The sequence below is a fragment of the Amycolatopsis sp. NPDC006125 genome, from assembly GCF_040614195.1.
Lineage (GTDB): Bacteria > Actinomycetota > Actinomycetes > Mycobacteriales > Pseudonocardiaceae > Amycolatopsis_E > Amycolatopsis_E tucumanensis.
Genome location: NZ_JBEXTZ010000026.1, coordinates 66614 through 90348, shown reverse-complemented (window position 1 = coordinate 90348; position 23735 = coordinate 66614). Strand labels below are relative to the sequence as shown.

Annotated in this window: 21 protein-coding genes and 1 riboswitch; of the genes, 8 read left to right on the top strand and 13 right to left on the bottom strand. The window is 72.9% G+C overall.

The genetic code is table 11. The features are described from left to right. A partial coding sequence (locus ABZ193_RS15935; protein ID WP_354710345.1) for a cobalamin biosynthesis protein occupies positions 1–260 on the bottom strand: 260 nt, incomplete at its 3' end. A gap of 36 nt (positions 261–296) precedes the next feature. Between ABZ193_RS15935 and cobU the strand changes: the two genes are divergently transcribed. The 3 genes from cobU to ABZ193_RS15920 all read left to right on the top strand — a co-directional run bounded on the left by cobU (position 297) and on the right by ABZ193_RS15920 (position 2791). Further along, positions 297–917: a bifunctional adenosylcobinamide kinase/adenosylcobinamide-phosphate guanylyltransferase gene (cobU, locus tag ABZ193_RS15930; RefSeq protein WP_017984381.1), complete on the top strand. Its 621-nt coding sequence runs from the start codon at positions 297–299 to the stop codon at positions 915–917. Continuing rightward, complete coding sequence (cobT, locus tag ABZ193_RS15925) at positions 914–1939, top strand: nicotinate-nucleotide--dimethylbenzimidazole phosphoribosyltransferase (protein WP_020423527.1); 1026 nt, start codon at positions 914–916, stop codon at positions 1937–1939. The genes cobU and cobT overlap by 4 nt, the downstream gene beginning before the upstream one ends. A 99-nt stretch (positions 1940–2038) precedes the next feature. Beyond that, positions 2039–2791, top strand: coding sequence for an adenosylcobinamide-GDP ribazoletransferase (locus ABZ193_RS15920; protein WP_354710343.1), 753 nt, complete (start codon positions 2039–2041; stop codon positions 2789–2791). A gap of 13 nt (positions 2792–2804) precedes the next feature. On the opposite strand, the gene ABZ193_RS15915 is transcribed toward ABZ193_RS15920, so the two are convergent. The 8 genes from ABZ193_RS15915 to ABZ193_RS15880 all read right to left on the bottom strand — a co-directional run bounded on the left by ABZ193_RS15915 (position 2805) and on the right by ABZ193_RS15880 (position 12268). Continuing rightward, positions 2805–3539 (bottom strand): hypothetical protein, encoded by a 735-nt coding sequence (locus ABZ193_RS15915; RefSeq protein ID WP_354710342.1) that lies wholly within the window; start codon positions 3537–3539, stop codon positions 2805–2807. 262 nt (positions 3540–3801) lie between these two features. Beyond that, positions 3802–5676, bottom strand: coding sequence for a hypothetical protein (locus tag ABZ193_RS15910; protein WP_354710341.1), 1875 nt, complete (start codon positions 5674–5676; stop codon positions 3802–3804). 32 nt (positions 5677–5708) lie between these two features. Further along, positions 5709–6542 (bottom strand): hypothetical protein, encoded by an 834-nt coding sequence (locus tag ABZ193_RS15905; protein WP_354710340.1) that lies wholly within the window; start codon positions 6540–6542, stop codon positions 5709–5711. A 108-nt stretch (positions 6543–6650) separates the two neighbouring features. Continuing rightward, entirely contained in the window at positions 6651–7316 is a 666-nt protein-coding gene (locus ABZ193_RS15900; RefSeq protein ID WP_354710339.1) for a Crp/Fnr family transcriptional regulator, read from the bottom strand. Between the two features lie 51 nt (positions 7317–7367). Continuing rightward, positions 7368–8387 carry an Rv2231c family pyridoxal phosphate-dependent protein CobC gene (gene cobC, locus ABZ193_RS15895; RefSeq protein ID WP_354710338.1) on the bottom strand — a complete coding sequence of 340 codons (1020 nt, stop codon included), beginning with the start codon at positions 8385–8387 and terminating at the stop codon, positions 7368–7370. Continuing rightward, on the bottom strand, positions 8380–9714 hold the full coding sequence (locus tag ABZ193_RS15890) for a cobyrinate a,c-diamide synthase (RefSeq protein ID WP_354710337.1): 1335 nt from the start codon (positions 9712–9714) through the stop codon (positions 8380–8382). Before ABZ193_RS15890 ends, cobC begins: the two co-directional genes overlap by 8 nt. After that, on the bottom strand, positions 9708–10322 hold the full coding sequence (gene cobO / locus ABZ193_RS15885; RefSeq protein ID WP_020421889.1) for a cob(I)yrinic acid a,c-diamide adenosyltransferase: 615 nt from the start codon (positions 10320–10322) through the stop codon (positions 9708–9710). Before cobO ends, ABZ193_RS15890 begins: the two co-directional genes overlap by 7 nt. Then, positions 10322–12268 (bottom strand): putative cobaltochelatase, encoded by a 1947-nt coding sequence (locus ABZ193_RS15880; protein ID WP_354710336.1) that lies wholly within the window; start codon positions 12266–12268, stop codon positions 10322–10324. Before ABZ193_RS15880 ends, cobO begins: the two co-directional genes overlap by 1 nt. A gap of 78 nt (positions 12269–12346) precedes the next feature. Continuing rightward, positions 12347–12406, bottom strand: a riboswitch (cobalamin riboswitch). A 61-nt stretch (positions 12407–12467) separates the two neighbouring features. Here ABZ193_RS15880 and cbiE point away from each other — a divergent pair. Beyond that, on the top strand, positions 12468–13628 hold the full coding sequence (gene cbiE, locus ABZ193_RS15875) for a precorrin-6y C5,15-methyltransferase (decarboxylating) subunit CbiE (RefSeq protein WP_354710353.1): 1161 nt from the start codon (positions 12468–12470) through the stop codon (positions 13626–13628). Further along, a complete protein-coding gene (cobM, locus tag ABZ193_RS15870; protein ID WP_020421892.1) occupies positions 13625–14404 on the top strand; it encodes a precorrin-4 C(11)-methyltransferase in 780 nt (259 codons plus the stop codon). Before cbiE ends, cobM begins: the two co-directional genes overlap by 4 nt. 150 nt (positions 14405–14554) lie before the next feature. Here cobM and ABZ193_RS15865 read toward each other — a convergent pair whose 3' ends face one another. Further along, the gene (locus tag ABZ193_RS15865) at positions 14555–15622 is read right to left on the bottom strand and encodes a cobalt-precorrin-5B (C(1))-methyltransferase (protein WP_354710335.1); all 1068 of its coding nucleotides are present in this window, start codon (positions 15620–15622) and stop codon (positions 14555–14557) included. Between the two features lie 35 nt (positions 15623–15657). On the opposite strand from ABZ193_RS15865, the gene ABZ193_RS15860 reads away from it, so the two are divergent. Genes ABZ193_RS15860 through ABZ193_RS15850 form a run of 3 tightly spaced genes read left to right on the top strand, consistent with a single transcriptional unit; the run spans position 15658 to position 20265 of the window. After that, positions 15658–16383, top strand: coding sequence for a cobalt-precorrin-6A reductase (locus tag ABZ193_RS15860; protein ID WP_354710352.1), 726 nt, complete (start codon positions 15658–15660; stop codon positions 16381–16383). Continuing rightward, positions 16380–17042, top strand: a complete 663-nt coding sequence (bluB, locus tag ABZ193_RS15855; RefSeq protein WP_354710334.1) for a 5,6-dimethylbenzimidazole synthase — start codon at positions 16380–16382, stop codon at positions 17040–17042. The genes ABZ193_RS15860 and bluB overlap by 4 nt, the downstream gene beginning before the upstream one ends. 52 nt (positions 17043–17094) lie before the next feature. Then, positions 17095–20265 (top strand): arabinosyltransferase domain-containing protein, encoded by a 3171-nt coding sequence (locus tag ABZ193_RS15850; protein WP_237336032.1) that lies wholly within the window; start codon positions 17095–17097, stop codon positions 20263–20265. A gap of 274 nt (positions 20266–20539) precedes the next feature. On the opposite strand, the gene ABZ193_RS15845 is transcribed toward ABZ193_RS15850, so the two are convergent. Genes ABZ193_RS15845 through ABZ193_RS15835 form a run of 3 tightly spaced genes read right to left on the bottom strand, consistent with a single transcriptional unit; the run spans position 20540 to position 23693 of the window. Continuing rightward, a complete protein-coding gene (locus tag ABZ193_RS15845; RefSeq protein WP_354710333.1) occupies positions 20540–22030 on the bottom strand; it encodes a precorrin-2 C(20)-methyltransferase in 1491 nt (496 codons plus the stop codon). After that, positions 22027–22650 (bottom strand): precorrin-8X methylmutase, encoded by a 624-nt coding sequence (locus ABZ193_RS15840; protein WP_020421898.1) that lies wholly within the window; start codon positions 22648–22650, stop codon positions 22027–22029. The genes ABZ193_RS15845 and ABZ193_RS15840 overlap by 4 nt, the downstream gene beginning before the upstream one ends. Next, on the bottom strand, positions 22647–23693 hold the full coding sequence (locus ABZ193_RS15835; RefSeq protein WP_354710332.1) for a precorrin-3B synthase: 1047 nt from the start codon (positions 23691–23693) through the stop codon (positions 22647–22649). The genes ABZ193_RS15840 and ABZ193_RS15835 overlap by 4 nt, the downstream gene beginning before the upstream one ends. Positions 23694–23735: the final 42 nt, after the last annotated feature.

The following is a 23735-nucleotide window of genomic DNA, read 5'->3' as shown; positions in this document are numbered from 1 at the left end:
GCGCCGTCACCGCGACGCGGGGCGAACGGCCGCCGGGCGGCGGCCTGGGCGAGCGCGCCGAGCCCCGCCGCGGCACTGACGCAGGTCACGGCGTATGCGGCGCCGCGCGCCCGCGAGTCGGCCCAGACGCGCCGCTCCAGCGCCTTCGCCGCGCGCCCGAACAGGGCGACCGGATGCCCGCGGCGCGGATCACCGAAGGCCGCGTCCAGGGCGTAACCGGCCACGAGGCCGACCGCGGTCAACGATCTTGCATACACCACACACGGGACGGTAGCCCGTGCACGACAATGCCGGGTATGACCAAGCTGACCCAGCGGCTGGCCGCCTCATTGGAGGCCGCCGCCCGGCTGCTCCGCCGGTACGGGGACGACGAGGCGAAGGTGCTGGTCCTGGGCGGGGTCCGCTCGGGCAAGTCGCGCCACGCCGAGCGTCTGATGGCCCGCCATCCCGAAGTCGTCTACGTCGCGCCCGGCCCGGTGCCCACTGGCGACGACCCCGAATGGGCGGCGCGGATCGCGCTGCACCAGGCCCGCAGACCGGCGAACTGGCGCACGGTCGAAACCGGCGACCTCGCCACCACGGTGCGGAAGGCGTCGCGGCCGCTGCTGATCGACTGCCTCGGCACCTGGGTCACGCGGGTGCTCGGCGATGTCGGCGCGTGGGACGCGAAGAACGGCTGGGAACTGCGGCTGGACGAGCGGATGGAGGAGTTCCTCGAGGCGTGGCGGATCGCGCACGTGCCGATCGTGGCGGTGACCAACGAGGTCGGCATGGGTGTGGTGCCCGCGACAGCCTCCGGGCGGCTGTTCCGTGATGTGCTGGGTGCGCTCAACGACCGCGTCGCGGCCCAGGCGGACAGCGTCCAGCTGGTGGTGGCGGGGCGCGTCCTGCACCTCGACGAAAGGGCTCGGCTGTGACCCGCTTCGACATCCCCGCGCCGGACGCTGCTGCGCACGCCGCCGCGCTGGAACGGCTGGACGCGCTGGTCAAACCCGTCGGCGCGCTGGGGCGGCTGGAGGAGCTCGCGGCGTGGCTGTGCGCCGCGTCCGGGCAGGTCCCGCCGCCGCCGATCGAGCGGCCGCGGGTGGTCGTGTTCGCCGGGGACCACGGGGTGAGCCGGCTGTCGGCGTACCCGCGTGAGGTGACCGCGGCGATGGTGCGGGTGTTCCTGGCGGGCAAGAGCGGGGTGAACGTGCTGGCCCGCGAGGTCGGCGCGGGGGTCCGGGTGCTGGACATCGCGGTCGACGACGACCTGTCCGACGTGCCGGCCGAGGTGCGGGCGTGGAAGGTCCGGCGCGGTTCGGGGTCGATCGAGGCCGAGGACGCGCTGGAGCCGGGCGAGGCGGCGCGGGCGTTCGAGGCCGGCCGCCGGGTCGCCGACGCCGAGGTGGACGACGGCGCGGACCTGCTCATCCCCGGTGACATGGGAATCGGCAACACCGCGGTGGCGGCGGCACTGGTCGCCGCGGCGCTCGGGGTGCCTGCCGAAGAGGTCGTCGGCACCGGGACGGGTGTGGACGAGGCCGGGCGCGCGCGGAAGGTCGCGGTGGTGCGGGCCGCGGTGGAGCGGGCCGGGGAGCGGGTGTCGGACCCGTTCGAGCTGCTCACGGCGCTGGGCAGCGCGTGTGCTGCCGCGACGGCCGGTTTCCTGGTGCAGGGCGCGGTCCGCGGGGTGCCGGTGGTGCTGGACGGGGTGTTCTCCGCCGCCGCGGCCGTGGTGGCCGCGGAGATCGCGCCCGAGGCGGTGCGGTGGTGGCTGGCCGGGCACCGGTCGACGGAGCCGTCGCAGGCGGTCGCGTTGAAGGCGCTCGGGCTGACGCCGATCGTCGACCTGGGCCTGCGGCTGGGCGAGGGCAGCGGAGCGGTCCAGGCGATCCCGACGCTGCGCGCGGCGCGGGCGATCATCGCGGACATGGGTCTGCTGGCCGACCTTGGCTGAGGGGTTCGATCCGGGCCGCGGGGGTGGAGCCGCGGTGGGGTTTCCCGCACCGCGCACCATCGACCGGCGGGCAGCCGCCCCCACACGAGGGGCACCACCATGCTGACCGACGCGCTGCGGATGGCACTCGGCACCCTCACCGCCCTACCAGTCCCCGCACCGCGCACCATCGACCGGCGCGTGGCGGGCGGCGCGATGCTCCTGGCGCCGGTGGCGGCTGTGCCGCTCGCCGTGCTGGCCGGGCTCGTCGTCCTCGCGGGGGGTGCGCTCGGGCTGCCCGCGATCGCCGTGGCGGGGCTCGCGGTCGGCGCGGTCGGCCTCGCCAGCCGGGGGCTGCACCTCGACGGCCTCGCCGACACCGCGGACGGCCTCGGCGCGTCCTTCGACCGCGAGCGCGCCCTGGAAATCATGCGCCGCGGCGATTCGGGGCCCACCGGGGTCGCCACACTGGTCCTCGTGCTCATCGTCCAGTGTGGAGCACTCAGCGGCGCGATCTCCGCCGGGCACGGAGTCACGGCCGCCACCGTCGGCACCCTCGTGAGCCGGTGGGTGCTCGCCCTGTGCTGCACCCGCGGCATCCCCTCGGCCCGGCCCGAGGGCCTCGGCGCCACCGTCGCGGGCAGCATCCATCCGCTGTGGACGATCGCAACCCTGTGCGCCGCCGCCGGTCTCGCCACCCTCGCTCCCGGAATGGACTGGTGGCGCGGCCCGCTTGCGGTCACCGTCGCCTTCGCCGCGGCCGGGGCCGTGTTGTGGCGCGGCACCGCCCGGCTGGGCGGCATCACCGGGGACGTGCTCGGCGCGTGCGTGGAGATCGCGGCCGCCGCGGCCTGGCTAGCGCTCGCGCCGTAGCGCGGAACCATGATCACCACAACGAGGTGACGTTGTCTTGGCCGTCGTCATCGTCGTTGTGCCGCAACGCATCGCCGAGGTCCGTCCTCCCCGACGTGACGAGCAGACGCGCGAGTCGATCCTTGAGCAACTCACGCTGCGGCTCGTCGTCGGCCGAGGGATACACCGCCTGGACGAACCGGTCGGCGAGCTCGACCGGCGAGCTGGGACGATCCGCCGGTCCGGCGGCGAAGTGCCGCTGCGCGGCTTCCGAAACCGCCGGTTCCGCGTCCGCCGCGTAGGACGCGAAGAACGGAGACACCGTGGATTCGTGAGCTGCGGAGGACAACAGCGCGAACGTCCCCCGAAGTCGTACAGCCTCCTCGACGCGGTCCTTGTGCTGCGCCAGCCACCAGATCAGGGCGTTGCTGGGGGTCGCGAGAGCGTCGTCGCGCAAGTAGGCCCGCAACGCCTTTTCCAGGGCGAGCTCGTCCTCCCACTGCCGGACCTTCTTCCTCAGTTCGACGCGGCGGTCCACGAACTCGCGATCCGCGTCGGACAACACCAGCGTCACTTGCGCTGCCCACGCCCAGCGTGACCCCGAGTCGCCCGCTGCCTGCGCCAGTGCGGCGGCGAGGTCCTGTTGCGCTTGGGCCAGATCCTCCGGTTGATAGCGCCCGGCCAGTTCGCTCGCACGGTCACGCACGTTCTGGACCGCCCAGCTCGCGACGTCCGGTCCGCCCGTTCCGGGGACGAACTGGTAGTGCACCTGAGCTGAGAAAAAAAGTAGTAGTCCCGGTCGGCTGATCGGAGTCGTTCTCCGCTCACCGGGCACTCGCCGTTGATCGGCTGCGGCGGCACGGGCGGCGCGAACTGCGGCTGCGGTCGCGGTCGAGTCGCGGCGATCGCGGCCCCGATGATGACGAAAAGCACCACGACCACAACGAGCGCGACCCACCCGCCGAGCAGTGCGGACACGATCAGGGCCGCCGCGATCCCGAGTCCGATCGCCACCACTGTCCGGTTGTTCATCACTTCGCCTCCGAAATCGGCTCGTCGTCCCACAAATCAGTCACACCCTGTTGTTCGTCGAGGCCACGTCGAAGCCTGGTGAGCACCGGCATCCCACCTTCGTGACGGGAAGCCCACTCCCGGACGACGACGAACAGCCGGCTCGCTCGCACCGGGTCCGCGCCGGCGGCAGCGGTGAGGATGTCCAGCAACTCCGGACGCCCACCGAAGGCCGCCTCGGCCAGCCACGGCTCGGCCAGGTGGGACCACCCTCGGGCATCGCGTTCGTCCAGGATCGCGCGCCAGCAGTCGCTCAGACGGGCGTGCGTCCACCGGTTCCCGTCGGCTCGGCCGGGCGCGCACAGAACGGCGAAGAGGTCGTGGTCGATCTTGTTCGTCCTGGCCAGAACGGCCAGGATCCGCCGATACATCCGCCCGTCGCTCGCGAGACGGATCAGGACCTCGCGAGCGGTGGCCGAGACGGCCGGAGCGGGATGCAGGGTCAGCAGCCTCAGCCGCACCACCGCCATGTCCGGCTGGGTGTGCACCAGCACCTGCTCGCACACCGCGAGCACCACGTGCGCGAGCCGCGCGGGCAAGGAGGGATCCAGCGCCCACTCGCGCAGTTGCTTGCGCGCCTCTCGTCCGCAGTGCCGATCCACGACTGCACGGGCGAGCAGCCGGTAAGCCAGTACCCGTACTTCGTTCCTTGGCTGGGTGGCCCAGGCTCGCGCCGTTGCGAGGAGCGCCCGCACGTCGTGACTGCGCAGCAACTGATCGCCGAGCCGGTCACAGATCAGCCCCCGTTCCGTCTCGGTCAGGTCCGGCGAGACGGCGACTTCCGACAGCCACCGTCCGAGGTCCTGGTGAAGGCCGGCGTATTCGTCCCACAACCGGCCGAGCACCGCCTCGGCGTAACCGATCCGCGCGAACACCACTCGCCGGTCGTCCACCTCGGCCCCGATGCGGCCGAGCCGCGCGACCACGCCGTCCGCCTCGAGCCAGTGCTGTTCGGCAGCCGGGAACTCGACCAGCTCGAGCAGCCTGCGCTCGGCCGACGCCACCGCGTCGATCCGCGCCTCCGCCATAGCGGCGGCGGCAAGCAACAACGCACGCTGTCGTCCTTCCGGTTGCTTTTCCAGAAGCCGTTCCAGTTCTCCCGGGTAACCTCGAATCGCTTCGACCGCGGCGGCCAGCCAGCCCCGCGGACCGCCCTGGTCCTGTTCGCTCTCCTCGACGACCAGCTGTCCCACACGCATCAGGTCGCTCATCGAGGCTCCCTCGAGAACCTCCCGGAGCGGGCCGTCGACCTGTTCCGCTAGGAGCTGGATCCCGGCTTGTGCAAGGTGCTTGAGCACGACCCGCAGGGCGTCCGGTCGCTCCAGCCGCACGACCCGCCGCCGCAGATCGTCGTGGAGCCAGTCCTCCTGCTCCCGGCCGATCACCAACGCCAGTCGAGCCCGGTTCCGCACCACCGCATCGGCCAGCGACCGCAGCTCACCCTCACGAGCGGAGAACTCCCAGCGGTGCAGGGCGGAGAAGTTGACCAGGAGCCGGTCCCCGGTTTCGACGTCGCCGAGTGGAACGTCGATCCCCGCCTCTGTCTCCACCTCCTGGATCTCTCGCACCACATCGCCCTCGGGACACAAGAGCATCCGGGCCGCGGTTTCCCTGCCCGAGCCCGCCCGCCCGCTCACGACGACGAGGCCGCCGTCCGCGACAGGCACCGCCCTGTCGAACCCGGGAGGCGGCTCGAACCTGCTCCGCAACCAGTGGAGGTCATCGGCGGTGACCGGCCTGCGTGTGGCCGGTACCGGGTCCTCCCGCACCTGCCCGAGCAATTGGTAGTAGTGGTGGATCTGGTCCCCGCTGCCGGTGTGCACCGGGCCGGCCACGTCGGCGATCTCGGTCCGGTTCGTGGGGGTGCTCACCGGTCACGCCTGTCGAAGGACTGGTGGATCCCGCCGGTGTTGCGGCCGACGATGTTCTGCGTTTCCCCGTTGAACTGGTTGCCGGAGCCGCTGTGCAACGGACCGCTCGCGTGGTGGATCACCGTCGAGTTCGTCGCGGTCTCCGGCCGGCCGTCCGGGTCCTCGGCCGCCTCGACCTCGTTCCGGAAACCGCGGTCGAGGAGGTCGCCGGAGGGCTTGGGCACGCGCAGGTGGGCGGCACCGCGGTAGGTCTTCTGACTGACCGGAACCCGGACGTACAAAGCCTCGTCCTCCCCCGTGTAGCCGGTCGCGACCGCGTCGGCGAACGCTCGCTCCGAGACGATCGCCGCCACGCAGGTCGGCTTGCCCGAACGACTCAGCAGGTCGCGGACCGGCTCCGAGTCGAGCAGCCGGTGGTTCTCCACCCGCGACTCCCCGCTCCCGTCGGAGATGCCACGGCCCGAGTCCGTCATCGGGCCCACGTTGACGCTGACGCGCATCCGCAGCGGCTCTTCGCCAGCCGGACGCCAACCGACCGTGTTGCGGTACTCCAGCTCCTCCTGCAGCGCGGGCAGGAACGGGTTGAGCAGGAACGGCAGCATCTCGGCGCGGAAGCCCGCGACGTAACCGTCGCCCGTCGTCGATCGGTACTTGTGCTCCTGCCACAGCCCGGACAACCCGGCCCGCTGGAACGCCTGCTCGAGGATTTCCGGCACGGCCTCGGTCAGCTCGGCGTGGAACCTGCCGCGCCTGCCACTGAAGTTCTTGATGTCGACCACCAGCAGAGCCCGGTACGGAGGTAGTGCTTCGACGTGATCGTGCTTGTCCATCGTGATCGCCTTCCTGCCTGCGCTCCTGGTGCGAGGCACTGGCAAGACGATCCGCGAGGCGCGGTCCGGGAATTGTCCGATGGCAGACAAACTTCGTAGTGACTGACGTCACAGTCCAGCACTGTCCGCCAGTTTGTCGAGATCCGCCACCAGGAGCCGCCGACCGAGACCGAGAGCCCCGGATGCGCGGAGGACCGAGATCTGTTCGGCCACGGTGCTTCGGGACAGCCCGAGCGCACGAGCGAGCGCCTCCTGCGAGAACGGCACCTGCATCCGCTCCGGATCACCTGGATCGGCCAGCGCGACCAGTTCCAGGATGAGCCTTGCCAGACGGCGCTGGGCGCTGAAGTGCACCAACTGCATCTGGTAGGGGACCGTTTCGGACAGTTTGGCCAGCAGGTAATCGGTGAATTGGCTGTCCGCGCAGTTACGGCGGAGGAACTCGCGGAACACCTCCGCGGTGAGGACTTGCACGGTGCAGCGGTCGATCGCCTGCACGCTCGCCGTCCTCGCGACCTGCGGAACACCGGCGATCTCGCCGACCAGGTCACCAGCCGCACGTAGCGAGACGAGGAGTTCCGCCCCCTCCTCGTCGTGCCCGGTGACCTTCACACGTCCCCGCAGGAGGACCAGCACCCATCCCCCTGGATCACCCTGGCGCAGCAGGAAGGATCCGGCCGGGTAGCTGCGGGTGACGCCACGGGCGACGAGACCGCCCCAGAGTTGTTCTCCGATCAGAGCCCGGAAGCCCCGCCGGACGTTCGGCGATAGCACCACCCGTACCTACCGCTTCGCCGGCCGCCGTCAGCGCATGTTGAACAGAGTTCACCCGTTCAGCCGAGACCGTAGCGCGTCCAGGAAGGAGTCGGTCACCTCGCGGTCCCGCACGGCGATCCGCAGCCAATCTCCGTCCAAGCCGGGGAATGTGTCGCCCCGGCGGACGGCGTATCCGGCCGCTCTCAGGCGCAGCCGCAGGTTCGCCGCGTCCGGGATGCGCACCAGCACGAACGGGCCGCGTGGCTCGCCGGCCACTTCGACTCCCAGGGAGCGCAGACCGGAGACCAGGTAGTCCCGGTCCTGCTCCGCCCGCACCGCCAGCTTGTCAGCCTCGTCCAGCGCCGACGGTCGCATGCAGGCCACCACGGCGCGCGCGGCGAGCGTCGACACCGACCACGGCGGCTGCACGGCCCGCAGGGCGTCCACAAGCGACGGTTCGGCCAGGACGTAACCCGCGCGCAGGCCCGCGATCCCCCACGTCTTCGTCAGGCTGCGGATCACCACCACACCCGGAAGTCGTTCCCCCACCAGGCTTTCCGGCTCGCCCGGCACCGCGTCCAGGAAGGCCTCGTCGACCACCAGCACCCGGCCCGGGCGCACCAGCGCACGCAACGCCGCGGCCGGGTGCAGCACGGACGTCGGGTTGGTGGGGTTGCCGACGAACACCAGATCCGCGTCCGCGGGCACCGGTCCGAGGGTGAAACCGTCCGAAGCGGACAGCACGACCCGGTCCACCTCGTGGCCCGCCGCGCGCAGGGCCGCCTCCGGTTCGGTGAACTGCGGGTGCACGACCACCGCGTGTCGCGGCCGCAACGCGTTGGCCAGCAACGTGAACGCCTCCGCCGCGCCCGCCGTCACCAGCACGTCCGACACGTCCCGGCCGTGCCGCGCCGCGACCGCCTCGGCAGCCGCGTCCACCGAGGGATACGCGGCCAGGTCGTCCAGCGCCGCGGCCAGCTCCGCCCGCAGCCACGACGGCGGCGACGGCAGCCGGACGTTCACCGCCAGGTCCACCAGGCCGTCCCCGACCTCGCGATCCCCGTGGTGGTGCAGGTCGTAGTCAGCCACGCGCGTGCACCGCCGCCGCGAACCGGTGCGCCAGCGCGGGGTGCCCGGCCCAGTGGACGTGCAGGTACGACGCGTGCAGCGTGGGCGAGGCGAACCCGTCGGCGACACCGTCCCACTCCCACGCCGGCACCGCGCCCGCCCGCGGCGTCACCACGGTCCGGTGGAACTCGTGCCCCGTCACCCGCTCCCCGGCGCGAGCCAGCAGGTGATCGACCGGCGCTGACGCCGTCCGGTACCCCAGCGCGGCCCGCTTGGTCATCACCGCCGACGCGTCCAGCGCCCCCACCATCGGCAGCCCGTCCAGCTCCCGGCACAGGTACAGCAACCCGGCGCACTCGGCCACCACCGGCATCCCGCTCCGGATCGCCCCGGCCAGCTCCTCGCGCAGCGGCGCGTTCGCCGACAGGTCCTCGACGTGCACCTCCGGGAACCCACCCCCGAAGTACAACCCGGCGCACCCCTCGGGAAGCGCCTTGTCGTGCAACGGATCCAGGTCGACGACGTCCACACCGGACGCCGCGAGCAACTCCACCGTCTCGGTGTACCGGAACGTGAACGCAGGCCCCGCGGCCGCCGCCACCACCCGGCGCGGCCCCGAATACGACCCGCTCGGCTCCCACGCCGGGGCGGTCAGAGCCGGAGCCGACCGCGCCACCCGCACGATCGCTTCCAGGTCCACCCCGTCGGCCACCCACGCGGCCAGCTTCGGCAGCAGCTCCCGGGACTCGGCGTCCCGTTCCGCGGCAGGCACCAGACCGAGGTGCCTGCTCGGCGCGTGGATGTCGTCGCTGCGCCGCAACGCGCCCAGCACGGGAATCCCGGTGCGCACCAGGGCCGCCCGGATCTCCTCCTCGTGCCGCGGCGACCCCAGCTTGTTGAGGATGACGCCCGCGATCTCCACGCCCGGCTCGTACCGCGCGAACCCGAGCACCATCGCCGCGACGCTGCGGCTCGCCGCCGACGCGTCCACCACGAGCACCACCGGCGCGCCCAGCAGCCGCGCGACGTGCGCCGTCGACGCGTAGCCCTCGGTGCCGAGCTGCCCGTCGAACAGGCCCATCACGCCTTCGATCACCGCGATGTCCGCGCCCGCGGAACCGTGCCGCAGCAACGGCACGAGCAGGGATTCGCCCTGCAGGAACGGATCGAGGTTGCGTGGCGGCCGTCCCGTCGCCAGCGAGTGGTAGCCGGGGTCGATGAAGTCCGGCCCGACCTTGTGCCCGGACACCGCCAGCCCGCGCGCCCGCAACGCGGCCATCAGCCCGGTCGCGATCGTCGTCTTGCCGTGCCCGGACGCGGGCGCGGCGATGACGACGCGGTTCACCATTCGATGCCCCGCTGGCCCTTTTGCCCGGCGTCCATCGGGTGTTTGACCTTCGTCATGTGCGTCACCAGGTCGGCGGCCTCGATCAGCTCCTCGGGCGCGTTGCGGCCGGTGATCACCACGTGCTGGCGGCCCGGCCGGTCGCGCAGCGCGGCGACCACCTCGGCGGTGTCGATCCAGCCCCAGTGCAGCGGGTAGGTGAACTCGTCCAGCACGTAGAAGTCGTGGCGCTCCTCGGCGAGGCGACGCTTGATCTCCGCCCAGCCCTCACGCGCGTTGGCGGCGTGGTCCTCGTCCGACCCCTGCTTGCGCGACCAGCTCCAGCCCTCGCCCATCTTGTGCCACTCGACCGGCCCGCCCTGGCCGCTGCTCTCGTGCAGGGCGCCCAGCGCGCGGAAGGCGTTCTCCTCGCCCACCTTCCACTTCGCCGACTTGACGAACTGGAACACGCCGATCGACCAGCCCTGGTTCCACGCGCGCAGCGCCATCCCGAACGCGGCGGTGGACTTGCCCTTCATCTCACCGGTGTGCACGGCGAGCAGCGGCCGGTTGCGGCGCTGGCGGGTGGTGAGGCCGTCGTCCGGCACGACCAGCGGTTTCCCCTGCGGCATCAGGCAGCCCTCCTGCGCACCTCGGTGGCCAGCGTGTCGGCGGCGACCTCGCCCAGCGGCACGTGTTCGCCGCCCAGCCGCGCGGCCAGTTCCGCCGCGAGCCCGAGCCGCATGCGCCCGGTCTCGCAGTCCATCACCACGGACGCGACGCCCGCCCCGGCCAGCATTTCCGCGGCCTGCTGCGCGCGCGCGACCGCGTCCGCGCCACTGGTGGCCCGGCCGTCGGTGACCACGACCAGCAGCGGACGACGGCGTGGGTCCCGCACCGCCTCGACCCGCAGCACGCGCGCGGCCTCCAGAAGTCCTTCCGCGAGCGGCGTCCGCCCGCCCGTCGGCAAGCCCTCCAGGCGCGCGGCGGCGGCCTCGACACTGATCGTCGGCGGCAGCGCCAGCTCGGCGGCGCCGGCCCGGAACGTCACCAGCCCGACCTTGTCCCGCCGCTGGTAGGCGTCCAGCAGCAGGGACAGGACGGCGGCCTTCACCTCCCGCATCCGCGACTTCGCGCCCATCGAGCCGGACGCGTCGACGCAGAACAACACGAGGTTGCCCTCGCGCCCCTCACGCAACGCGAACCGCAGGTCGCTGGGCCGCAGCACCAGGCCGGCGCCGTCGCGGCCGCGGGAGCGCTGGTGCGGCGCGGCCGCCCGCACGGTCGCCACCAGGTGCGGCCGCCCCTCGCGCGTGCCGGGGGGCCGGACGCCAATGGTCCGGCCGGCGTCGGTCACCGCGCGGGACCGCTTGCCGTGCGCGCCCTCACCGAGACCGGCGACGCTGAACATCCTCGCCCGGTACGGCTTTCCGGCGCCGACGGACTGCTGCTCGCTCCCGCCGCCGCCCGGTTCGCCACCGGTCTCCGGCTGCTGCTGTCCCTGCGGGGTTTCAGCCGGGGCGTCGGAACCCGAGCCGGGGCCGTCGTCGTCCGGCGGGCCGGGGTCCTCCGGCGGCTCGGCGTCGCGCAATGCCTGTTCGAGCTGCTCCTCGTCGATCCCGGGGGCGTCGAACGGGTTGCGGCGGCGCCGGTGCGGCAACGCGAGCCGCGCCGCGACGCGGATGTCCTCAGTGGACACCTCGGTACGCCCGCTCCACGCGGCGTGGGCGACCGCGGTGCGCGCGGTGACGATGTCCGCGCGCATCCCGTCCACCTCGAACGCCGCGCACACCTCGGCGATCTGCCGCAACGCGTCGTCGCTCAGCTCGACCGACGGCAGGAGCTTCTGCGCCGCCGCGATCTCGGCCGCGAGCTGGGCGTCGGTGTCCTCGTACCGCGCGGCGAACGAGTCCGGATCCGCCTCGTAGGCGAGCCGGCGGCGGATCACCTCGGCGCGCTGCTCCGGATCGCGGCTCGCGGCGACCTCGACGGTCAGCCCGAACCGGTCGAGCAGCTGCGGCCGCAGCTCGCCCTCCTCCGGGTTCATGGTGCCGATCAACACGAACCGCGCCGCGTGCGACACCGAGACGCCCTCGCGCTCGACGGTCGCGCGGCCCATCGCCGCCGCGTCGAGCAGCGTGTCGACCAGGTGGTCGTGCAGCAGGTTGACCTCGTCGACGTAGAGCAGGCCGCGGTGCGCGGCGGCGAGCAGGCCGGGCTGGAAGTCGGTGACGCCCTCGGTGAGCGCGCGTTCCAGGTTGAGCGAGCCGATCACGCGGTCCTCGGCCGCGCCGACCGGCAGCTCGACCAGCCGGGCGGGACGGCGCAGCGCACGGGTGTCGTGGGGCGCGTCGGGGCAGTCCGGGTCGGGCGCGGCGGGGTCGCAGGAGAACCGGCAGCCCTCGACGACGTCGACCTCGGGCAGCAGGCCGGCCAGCGCGCGCACCATCGTCGACTTCGCGGTGCCCTTCTCGCCACGCACCAGCACGCCGCCGATGGCCGGGGAGATCGCCGAGAGCACCAGTCCGAGCCGGAGGTCCGGCATCCCGACGACGGCGGTGAACGGATACGGCCTCAAGCGAACTCCTTCGCCACGCGCGGGTGTCCTCGCCCGCCTGAACAGGGCACGTGCCGGGCACGTAACGGCCGCCGAAGCTCTGGCTCCCGGCACGCTCGGCCGGTCACAGTGGCGGGACCGCCCCGGAGTCGCACCGGGTTCCTGCGGCGACCGTCCCCAGGATCATCGCATACGGTCTCCCCCCGTGAGGATCGTCGTTGTGGGTGTCCCGGCAGACGGGTGGGCCGGGCTGACCGAGCCCGCGCGCGCCGAGATCGCGGCGGCCGAGGTGCTGTTCGGCGGCCGCCGCCAGCTCGACCTGGTGCCGGTGGACGTGCCGAAGGTGGCGTGGCCGAGCCCGCTGCTGCCCGCGCTGGACGGCCTGTTCGCCGAGCACGCCGGACGCCGGGTCGTCGTGCTGGCCAGCGGCGATCCGCTGCTGTCCGGCATCGGGACGACGCTGGTCAGGCGGTTCGGCGCGGAGCACGTGCGGATCGTGCCCGCGGTGTCGTCGGTCGCGCTGGCCAGGGCCAGGATGGGCTGGTCCGCGGAGGAGACCGAGGTGGTCAGCGTCGTCGGGCGCAGCGTGCACCGGGTGAGCCGGGCGCTCGCGCCGGCGGCCCGGCTGGTGGTGCTCAGCTCCGACGGCCGCACGCCCGCGGAACTCGCCGAAGTGCTGGTGGCAAGGGGTTTCGGCGAGAGCAAACTCACGGTGCTGGAGCAGCTCGGCGGTCCAGCCGAGCGCCGCGTCGAAGGCTTCGCGCGAGACTGGTCACACCCCGCGGGCGATCCGTTGAACGTCGTCGCGGTCGAGTGCGCGGGCCCGGCGTTGCCGGCCCTGCCCGGCCTGCCCGACGACGCCTTCGAGCACGACGGGCAGATCACCAAACGGGACCTGCGGGCGAGCGCGCTGGCCCGGCTCGCGCCGGTGGCCGGTGAGCTGCTGTGGGACGTCGGCGCCGGGGCCGGAAGCGTCGGGATCGAGTGGTCGCGCGCGCATCCGGCGAACCGCGCGATCGCCGTCGAGCGCAGTGCGGAACGGGCCGCGCGGATCCGGCGCAACGCGGACCGGCTGGGCGTGCCCGAACTGCGGGTGGTGACGGGCGCCGCGCCGGAGGTGCTGGCGGACCTGCCCACGCCCGACGCGGTGTTCGTCGGCGGTGGGCTGGCGTCGCTGGACGTCTGCCTGGACGCGCTGCGGCCCGGCGGGCGGCTCGTCGCCCACGCGGTGACGCTCGACTCGGAACAGGCGCTCGCGACGGCGTACCAGCGGCACGGCGGCGAGCTGACCCGGATCGCCGCCGAGCACGCCGCGCCGCTCGGCGGATTCACCGGCTGGACCCCGGCCCGGACCGTGACGCAATGGAGTTTCCTGAAATGACCGTGTTCTTCATCGGCGCCGGGCCCGGCGCGGCGGACCTGATCACCGTGCGCGGGCGGGACCTGCTGGCGCGCTGCGGGGTGTGCCTGTACCCCGGCAGCCTCACGCCGCCCGACCTGCTCGCCCACTGCCCGGCGGACGCGCGCAAGATCGACACGGCGGACCTGTCGCTGGAGCAGATCGTCGGCGAGCTGGTGGCGGCCGACCGCGCGGGCCACGACGTGGCGCGGCTGTGCTCGGGCGACCCGTCGATCTACAGCGCGGTGGCCGAGCAGATGCGCCGCCTCGACGCCGCGGGCGTGCCCTACCAGGTGGTGCCCGGCGTTCCGGCGTTCGCCGCGGCGGCAGCGGAACTCGGGCGCGAACTGACGGTGCCGACGGTCGGGCAGAGCCTGGTCATCACGCGCGTCCAGGCCCGCTCGACGGCCATGCCGACAGGCGAGACGCTGGCGAACTTCGCCGCGACCGGCACGACGCTGGCCGTGCACCTGGCGATCAACCGGATCGAGCAGGTGGTCGAGGAGCTGCTGCCGCACTACGGCGCGGACTGCCCGGTGGCCGTGGTGCACTGCGCGAGCCAGCCGGGGCAGCGGATTCTGCGCGGCGTCCTGTCGCGGATCGCGCCCGAAGTGCGCGCCGCGGGAATCGACCGCGCGGCGGTGATCTTCGTGGGCCGCGTGCTGGCGGCGGAGAAGTTCCCGGACAGCTACCTGTACTCCGCGGCGCGGGACCGGTCGGAAAAGATCCGGATCGTCCCGGACCCGGCGGGCGATTGATCGGAAACGCCGGCGGTGAATTCCGCCGCCCCGCGCGAAACGCCTCGCCGGCGGTTCGATCCTCGACCTGGTCGCGCAGGACGCGTTGACCGACGGCGCCGGTGCACCGCGCCGGCTGGCCGCTGAATCGGCCGGCCTGGCCGCCGCGCGTCAGCTACCCGCGCCCCTCGGCGGTTCGCTGACCCCGACCACGTTCCCCGCCCGGTCCATCACCAGCACGTCCACCGCAACCGGCGCCGGGTCCAGCACCGACGCCGCGAACGCCCGCGCCCGGTCCGCCACCGCCTCGCCGATCGGGAAGCCCGCCTCCTGCGACAGCTGCAGCGCGTGCAACGCCGTGTTCGCCTCGAGGATGCGCGCGGCCAGCGGCTCGGGCGCGAGCGACGCCAGCAGCGCGAGGTCCACTTGCGACCGCTTCGAGTGCAGGTCCAGGTGCCCGGCAGCGAGCTTCGACATCTTCGCGAACCCGCCCGCGATCGTCAGCCGCGGCACCGGGTGGCGCTTCACGTACTTGAGCACCGCGCCCGCGAAGTCGCCCATGTCGAGCAACGCCGTCTCCGGCAGCCCGTACCGCTCGGCGACCGCCCGCTCCGACGTGCTTCCCGTCGCGCCGGCCACGTGTTCGTGCCCCAGCGCCCGCGCGACGTCCACCCCCCGCCGGATGCTGTCGATCCACGCCGAGCACGAGTACGGCACCACCACGCCGGTCGTGCCGAGGATCGACAGCCCGCCGAGGATGCCGAGCCGCGGGTTCCACGTCTGCCGCGCCAGCTCCTCACCCTCGGGCACGGAGATCTCGACCACGACGTCCCCGGAATCGCCGAACGCGGCCGCCACCCGGCGCACCGCCTCGGTCATCAGCCGCCGCGGCACCGGGTTGATCGCCGGCTCGCCGACCGGCAGCGGCAGCCCGGGCAGGGTAATCGTCCCCACCCCGACGCCCGCGCGGAACGTCACGCCGCTGCCCGGCTCGCCACGCCGGACCGTGGACAGGATCAGCGCGCCGTGCGTCACGTCCGGGTCGTCACCGGCGTCCTTGATCACCCCGGCGGTCGCCGAATCCGCGTCCAGCCGCTCGGTGGCCAGCGCGAACGCCGGGCGGCGCCCCTGCGGCAGCTCCACCTCGACCGGGTCGGGGAACTCGCCGGTGAGCAGCGCGGTGTACGCGGCCGTGGTGGCCGCGGTCGCACACGCTCCGGTGGTCCACCCGTACCTCATCACCAGGCAGTATGGCTGGCGTGACGGAAGTACTCGTGCTCGGAGGCACCGGTGAGGCCCGCGCGCTGGCCGCCGGGCTCGTGCGACGCGGCGTCGCGGTCACGTCGTCGCTGGCCGGGCGGGTCGCCAACCCCCGCCTGCCGGTCGGCGAAGTGCGGATCGGCGGCTTCGGCGGGCCGGACGGCCTCGCGCGCTGGCTGACCGAGCACGGCACCGCCGCCGTGGTGGACGCCACACACCCGTTCGCCGAGCGCATCGGAGCGTCCGCGGCAACGGCCACGAGCAAGTCGGGCGTCCCCCTGCTGCGACTGCAGCGCCCCGGCTGGCAGCAGGGACCCGGCGACGACTGGCACTGGGTGGACACCCTCGACGAGGCCGCGGACCTGGTGGAACGCCTCGGCGACCGGATCTTCCTCACCAGCGGCCGCCAGGGCCTGTCCGCCTTCGCGCGCTGCACGCGGCCGCACTTCCTGGCCCGCTGCGTCGACCCGCCGGAGCCGCCGCTGCCGCCGCGCCTGGAGGTCCTCCTCGACCGCGGCCCGTACACCGTCGAGGGCGAGACCGCGCTGCTGCGCGAGCACCGCATCGACGTGCTGGTCACCAAGGACAGCGGCGGCGACATGACCACCGCCAAGCTCGTCGCGGCCCGCCAGGAGGGGGTGCCGGTGGTCGTCGTGCGGCGCCCGCCGCGTCCGCCTGCGCACACCGTCGCGGACGTGGACGCCGCGCTGCGCTGGGTGTCGGCGATCCTGGACGCATGATCGAGGAGTTCTACGAGGTCCTGCGGCGACGGCGGGACGTGCGCGCGGAGTTCACCGGCGACCCCATCGACGACGAGGTGCTGACCCGCGTGCTCGAGGCCGCGCACTCCGCGCCGAGCGTCGGACTCACCCAGCCGTGGGATTTCGTGCTCGTCGAGAGCACCCGGACGCGCACCGCGTTCCGCGACCACGTGCTCGCCGAGCGCGAGGTGTTCGCCGCGTCGCTGCCGCCGGAGCGCCGGGAGACCTTCGCGCCGATCAAGATCGAGGGCATCCTGTCGTCCTCGCTCGGTGTCGTCGTGACCTACGACGAGAGCCGCGGCGCCCCGGACGTGCTCGGCCGCCACGCGATCGCCGACGCCGGCCTTTACTCGGTGTGCCTGGCCATCCAGAACCTCTGGCTGGCCGCCACCGCGGAGGGCCTCGGCGTCGGCTGGGTGAGCTTCTACCGCGAGGATTTCCTGCGCGACCTGCTCGGGATCCCGGCCGGGGTGCGGCCGGTGGCGTGGCTCTGCCTCGGCCCGGTGAGCCGTCTGCAGGACATTCCGGACCTGGAGCGCCACGGGTGGCGCGAGCGGCGGCCGTTGTCGGCGGCGACGCACCGTGAGCGGTTCCGCACACCCCCATCCCGTAGCGAGCGCGAGGAAGCATCGCGATAGCGTTCTGCCAATGTGGATGGCCAGCAGGACACCTACTGTCGCACCGGATGAGGTGACCGACCCGGACCAGCCGGGCACTTCGGCACGCACCTCGGCGGAGCGACCTCACACGTTCTTGTGGCGGCTGCTCGCCGTCGTACTGGGCCTGTTCGCCGCGGGCTGCGCGGTCGCCTTCCCGTTGCTGCCGGTCGTCCAGGACACGGCGAAGATCGTGTGGCCGGCCGGCAGCGACACGCGCCCGGTGAACGCCCCGCTCGTCGGCTACTGGGCGCAGGACCTGCAGGTCGGTGTGCCGTGCGCGACGATCCAGTCGCTCGACGCGCGCACCGCGGGCGCGGGGCTGCTGTTCTCGACCGTGCCGCCCGCCCGCGCGGGCAACGGCGCCGGCATGCAGCTCAACGTCCAGGACGGCGTGCTCACCGCGACCAGCCGCGGCCAGCAGGTCGCGCGCCAGCCGCTGCCGGCCGCGGGCTGCGACGTGCGGGTCAGCTCGACCGCGACGCACACCACGCTGTCGGTGGCGGGCACCCCGGTCTACGACTCGGCCGGCGACGTCCGGCCGCGCGTGCTGGGCATCTACACCGACATCTCGTCGGCGCGGGACCCGATCGCCGGCCTGTCGGTCGGCATCACCCCGGACACCCGCTACCAGTCGTCCCCCACCGGGCTGAAGGTCGGCATCGGCGTGTTCGGTGTGCTGTCGCTGATCGGCTGCCTGATCGCGGTCAACCGGCTGGACTCCGGCACCGCGCGGCGCGCGCCGCGGTGGGCGCCGATCGGCTGGTGGAAGCTCACCAAGCGGGACGTGACCGTCTTCGGCGTGCTCGGCGCGTGGGTGTTCATCGGGCCGGTGACCTCGGACGACGGCTACATCCTGACCATGGCCAGAGTCGCCGACCAGGTCGGCTACCTGACCAACTACCACCGGTGGTTCGGCGTCGCGGAGGCGCCGTTCGGGTGGAACGACCACATCTACGAGCTGATGGCGACGGTGTCCACGGTGCCGCCGTGGATCCGGTTGCCGTCGTTCCTGCTCGGCGTGCTGAGCTGGCTGCTGATCAGCCGTGAGGTGCTGCCGCGGCTGGGCAAGGAGGTCCGGATCAGCCCGGCGGCCGGCTGGGCCGCGGCCGTGGTGTTCCTGGTGTGGTGGCTGCCGTTCAACAACGGTGTCCGCCCCGAGCCGTGGGCCGCGCTGGGCTCGCTGATCGCCCTGTGCGCCGTGGAGCGCTCGCTGGTCACGCGGCGCCTGCTGCCGCTGTGCCTCGGCCTGATCGGGGCCGCGTTCGCGCTGGCCGCGACGCCGACCGCGCTGATCGCGGTGGCGCCGTTCCTGGTCGCCGCGAAGCCGTTGTTCCACCTGCTGCGCAGCCGGGCCCGCGATTCGGGCTGGGCCGCGGTGCTGGCGCCGATCGCGGCGGCCGGGTTCATCGTGCTGATCGTGGTCTTCGCCGACCAGACGTTCTCGACGGTGATGGAGGCGACCCGCCTGCGTGGCTCGGTCGGCCCGAACAAGTCGTGGTACGAGGAGCTGTCGCGGTACGAGCTGCTGTTCGAGAGCAGCGCGGACGGCGCGCTGACCCGCCGGTTCCCGGTGCTGCTGCTGATCCTGTGCACCGGCACCTGCCTGGTGGTGCTGCTGCGCCGCGGCCGCATCCAGGGCGCGGCGCTGGGCCCGGCCCGTCGCCTGATCGGCACCGTGGCGCTGTTCTTCCTGCTGCTGGCGCTGACCCCGACCAAGTGGACGCACCACTTCGGCGCGTTCGCCGGTGTGGGGGCGGCGATGGCGGCGCTGACCGCGCTGGCGACGAGTTCGACGGTGCTGCGCTCGCGCCGCAACCGGGCGGCGTTCACCGCCGGGCTGCTGGTGGTGTCCGCGCTGGCCGCCACGGGCCCGAACGCGTACTGGTTCGTGTCCAGCCTCGGTGTGCCGTGGTGGGACAAGGCGCCGTCGATCAAGGGCTACCACCTGTCCACGGCGCTGCTGCTGGCCGCGGCGGTGGCGGCGGTGTTCGCGTTCGTGGAGAACGTGCGCATGCAGCGGCCGGGGGCGCCGCCGCCGGTGCAGGAGCGGCGTGGCCGGGCGCTGCGGCTGGGCGCGACGTCGCTGGTCGTGGTGTGCGGCGCGGTCGTGGTGTTCGAGGTCGCCAGCATGGCGAAGGGCATCCAGAAGCAGATGTCGACGGGCAGTTACAGCCTGGCCGCGGCGAACGTGGACCACCTGTTCGGCAAGAGCTGCAACCTGTCCGATCACGTGATGGTCGAGCAGGACCCGGTGTCGAGCATGCTCAAACCGGTATCGGCGGTGACCGTGCCGGAGACCGCGACGCCGGAGAACTCGACGCTGCCGCGGCCCGAGGACGAGGGCAACGAGAAGTCGTCGGCGGGTTTCCACACCGACGGCAACGGCGACGACGACCCGCTGAACTCGCCGCCGCACGGTTTCACCACGGCGACCGTGCCGATGTGGAGCAGCTACCACGAGGGCTCCGCGACGGGCCGGCTGCGCACCGACTGGTACGCGCTGCCGGACCAGCACGCAGGCGCGCAGGTGACGATCGCCGCCGCCGCGCCCCCGGGCAAGGCGACGAGCGTGGCGCTGGAGTTCGGCCGGGAGACGCCGGCGGGCGTCGAGGTGGTCCGGTCGACGACCGTGCTGGCGCAGAACGTGGGCACCGGGGCGTCGGCGGACGAGACGAAGTGGGCCGACGAGCGGCTCGACATCGGCGATCTGCCCGCGGACGTCAACCGGGTGCGTGTGGTGGCCAAGGACGACGACATCACGGGCGACGGCTGGGTCGCGGTGAGCGCCCCGCGCGTGCCGACGTTCACCACGCTCACGCAGCGGGTCGGCAGCGCGCCGGTCTACATGGACTGGCCCGCGGCGTTCGTGTACCCGTGCATGAACCCGGTCGCCTCGCACGACGGCATCTCGCAGATCCCGGCGTACCGCATCACCGCCGGTGACCTGGCCGCGGAGGCCGGCGTGGCGGACAACATCGGCGGCGGGCCGAACGGGTGGATCGAGGAGCTGGCCAACCAGCCGGAGGTGCCGAGCTACCTGGAGGGCGACCAGTCCGGCCGCTCGTGGGGACGCCTGCTGCAGATCGAGCCGTACACCGACGGCGTGGCACCCCAGGTGGAACACGGAACCGAAACGATGTGGGGCTGGCAAAGCCCAGGCCCAGGCCCCCAACAACCAAACGGCTCAACGCCAACCCGCTAAGAAAAAGCCCCCGCCAACAGCGGGGGCTTTCTTCTTTCACCACCAACAAACCGCCACCCGGCAGCAATAACCGAACACACAGACCGCCCACCCCACCCCCGCACCCCGATCCACAGCCCAGTTCTGCGCCCGACCAGGGGTTGTCAAGGTACTCTTTCCAGCCTTGACAACCCCTGCTCGGGCGTAGAAACAATGAAAAATCGGGGCGGCGGGTCCAATCCGGGCGTAGCGAAGCGAAGCCGGCGCTCTAACAACCCGCGTAGCGGCTACGCAATCAATAGGACCGCGGCGTCCACACAAACCCGTGATCAACGCGAGTCCGCGACGACCCAACGATCACCAAACACCGCATATCAACCACCGAAGGATCAAACTCCCCCAAGGAAGTCACCATCACCGACTCCTCAGGACCCCCAACATCCCGAGCCACCACGACCGGCGTCGACTCCGACCGATGCCGCAACAACACATCCCGAGTCCGCACCAACTGCTCAGTCCGCGTCCGCGAAGCCGGGTTGTAAAGAGCCACCACGAGATCAGCCACCCCAGCAGCCTCCAACCGCCGCTCGATGACCTCCCAGGGCTTCAACCGATCCGACAACGACAAGACGCAGTAGTCATGCCCCAACGGCGCCCCAACCCGGGCAGCCGCGGCGGACGCAGCCGTTACGCCCGGGATCACCCGCACCCGCACCGGCTCTTCCAACGAAGCCGCCTGCTCCAGCACCGCGGAAGCCATCGCGAACACACCGGGATCACCCGACGACACCACAGCCACCCGAGCACCGGACGCGGCCAGCGAAAGGGCATGACGGGCCCGATCGGCCTCGACCCGGTTGCCGGACGCGTGCCGCACCTGCCCGGCCCGCTGCGGCACCTTCGCCACATACGGCCCGTACCCGACGATGTGCTCGGCCTCGGCCAACGCAGACGATGCCTCCGGCGTCAGCCACTCCGGCCCGGCCGGCCCCAGCCCGACGACCACGACCTCGCCGCCCTCAGCGGGAACCGCCGCCGGTTCGGCGGCCGGCTCCTTCCGCGACGCGTAAGCCGGACTCGGCACCAGCGCCAGCGAGAAGTACGGCACCGTCGACGGGTCCACGTCGGCGAACGGCTCGACCCGCTGGTTGGACCACGTGGCCCGCTCGACGTAGTAGGCCTCGTCCAGCCGTCCGGACTCGGCCAGCGCCTCCCGCACCGAGCCGAACGTGCGGCCCAGCTTCATCACCGCGGCGGCCTGCGTGTCCGCCAGCCGCCGCGCGAGTTCCGGCGCGGGCAGCGTGCCAGGCAGGATCGTCAGCACCTCGTCGCGCTGCACCAGCGGCTTGCCGAGCACCGCCGACGCCGCCGACACCGACGTCACCCCGGGCACCGCCTCGGCCTCGTACCGGTCGCACAGCCGCTCGTGCATGTACATGTAGGAGCCGAAGAAGAACGGGTCGCCCTCGCACAGCACCACCACGTCGCGCCCGGCGTCCAGGTGCTCGGCCAGCCGCTTCGCGCTCAGCTCGTAGAACTCGGCGATCGCGCCCTCGTACCCGCCGGGGTGGTCGGTGCCCTCGGTCGTGACCGGGTACATCAGCCGTTCCTCGATCTGACCCTCACTCAGGTACGGCTCGGCCACCGACCGCGCGATGCTGCGGCCGTGCCGCGCGCAGTGGTAGGCGATCACGTCGGCCTCGCTGATCAGGCGCGCGGCCTTGACCGTCATCAGCTCCGGATCGCCCGGGCCGAGTCCGACACCCCACAGCTTGCCCGTCTTCATTCGACCTCACTCGCGAGCGCGTTGACCGCGGAGACCGCCATGGCGCTGCCGCCGCGCCGCCCGTGCACCACCAGGTAGGGCGCGGGCGCGCGCTTGACCAGCTCTTCCTTGGACTCGGCGGCGCCGACGAACCCGACCGGCACCCCGATGATCGCGGCGGGCACCCCAGCGCCCTCCTCGATCATCTCCAGCAGCCGGAACAACGCCGTCGGCGCGTTGCCGATCGCCACCACCGAGCCCGCGAGCTTGTCCCGCCACAGCTCCAGCGCGGCCGCCGAACGGGTGGTGCCCATCCGCTCGGCCAGCGCGGGCACGCGCTCGTCGGACAGCGTGCACAGGATCTCGTTGGCGGCGGGCAAGCGCTTGCGGGTCACGCCGCTGGCGATCATCTGCGCGTCGCACAGCACCGGCGCCCCGGCGCGCAGCGCGGCGCGGGCCGACTCGACGAGGTCGAGCGAGTAGGCCAGGTCGTCGACGAGGTCGACCATCCCGCACGAGTGGATCATGCGGACCGCGACCGGCTCCAGGTCCTCCGGCAGGATCGCGAGGTCGGCCTCCTCGCGGATCGTGGCGAACGAGTGGCGGTAGATCTCCGCCCCGTCGCGGATGTAGTCGATCACGCTGTTCCCTTCTGGTATTCCTCAGTGCCCGCGAGCATGTCGACGTGCGGCTCGTGCGGTCGCCCGCACCGCCGTTCGCATCCGGAGAAGTGCATCCGCACCCCGGCGGGGACGCGGCGCATCATGGCCCGCGCGTCCGCCCGCACGTCGGCGCGCGACTTCGCGCAGCCCGGCCGTCCGATGCACGCGCTGATCCCCAGCCCCGGCGCGTCCGGATCGGTCACCAGGCCCGGCGCGTCCAGGCCGAGCGGCACCACGACCGACCGCCACGGCGTCACCACGACCTCCCCCAGCGCCCGCAGATCCGCGGCCGCGAGCTGCCCCAGCACCGGCGCGCCGACGACCCCGGCGCGCCCGTCGTCGCGGGTGAACGGCCCGATCGGCACCCCCGGTGACGTGGGCAGCCGCTCGCCGAGCGGCAAGTCCAGCTCCCGCACCCGCCACGCGCTCCCCCGCACCTCCAGGAACCACAACGCCTTCCGCACGAGCGCGTCGACCGCGCCGGCGAACGGCACCCGCTCGCCGGTGTCCCGCCCGGCGAGCAACACCGCGCCGGTCGCGGAGTCCAGCGCGCGCCAGCACACGTCCGCGTCCTCGCCCGACACGTCGCCGCGGCCGTCGTCGAGCGCGAACAGGAACCGGCCCGGCAGGGCGGCCAGCTCGGGCCGCGCGCACACCGCCCGGTCCAGCTCGAACACCGCGTCGCGCACGTCGACCAGCCCGCCGGTGAGCCCGCTCAGCGGCGAGGCCAGGTAGTTGCGCACCCGCTCGTGCGCGGGCGCGGGCAGCAGACCGGCCGACGTCAGCCGGGCGGCCAGCTCGCCGGTGTCCCGCGACAGGCCGCGCAGCTGGATGTTGCCGCGCGAGGTCAGGTGCACCGAGCCGTCGCCGAGCTCCTCGGCGCACGAGGCCAGGACGTCGGCCTGCCCGGCGCTCACCCGTCCGCCGGGCAGCCGGATCCGGGCGAGCGCGCCGTCGGCGGCGTCGTGCGTGGCGAAGACACCCGGACAGGCGTCGGGGCGGACACGTCCGGGATGGGCCATGCGCTCACTGTAAACGGCGGGATCGGCGCGAAGTATTACCTG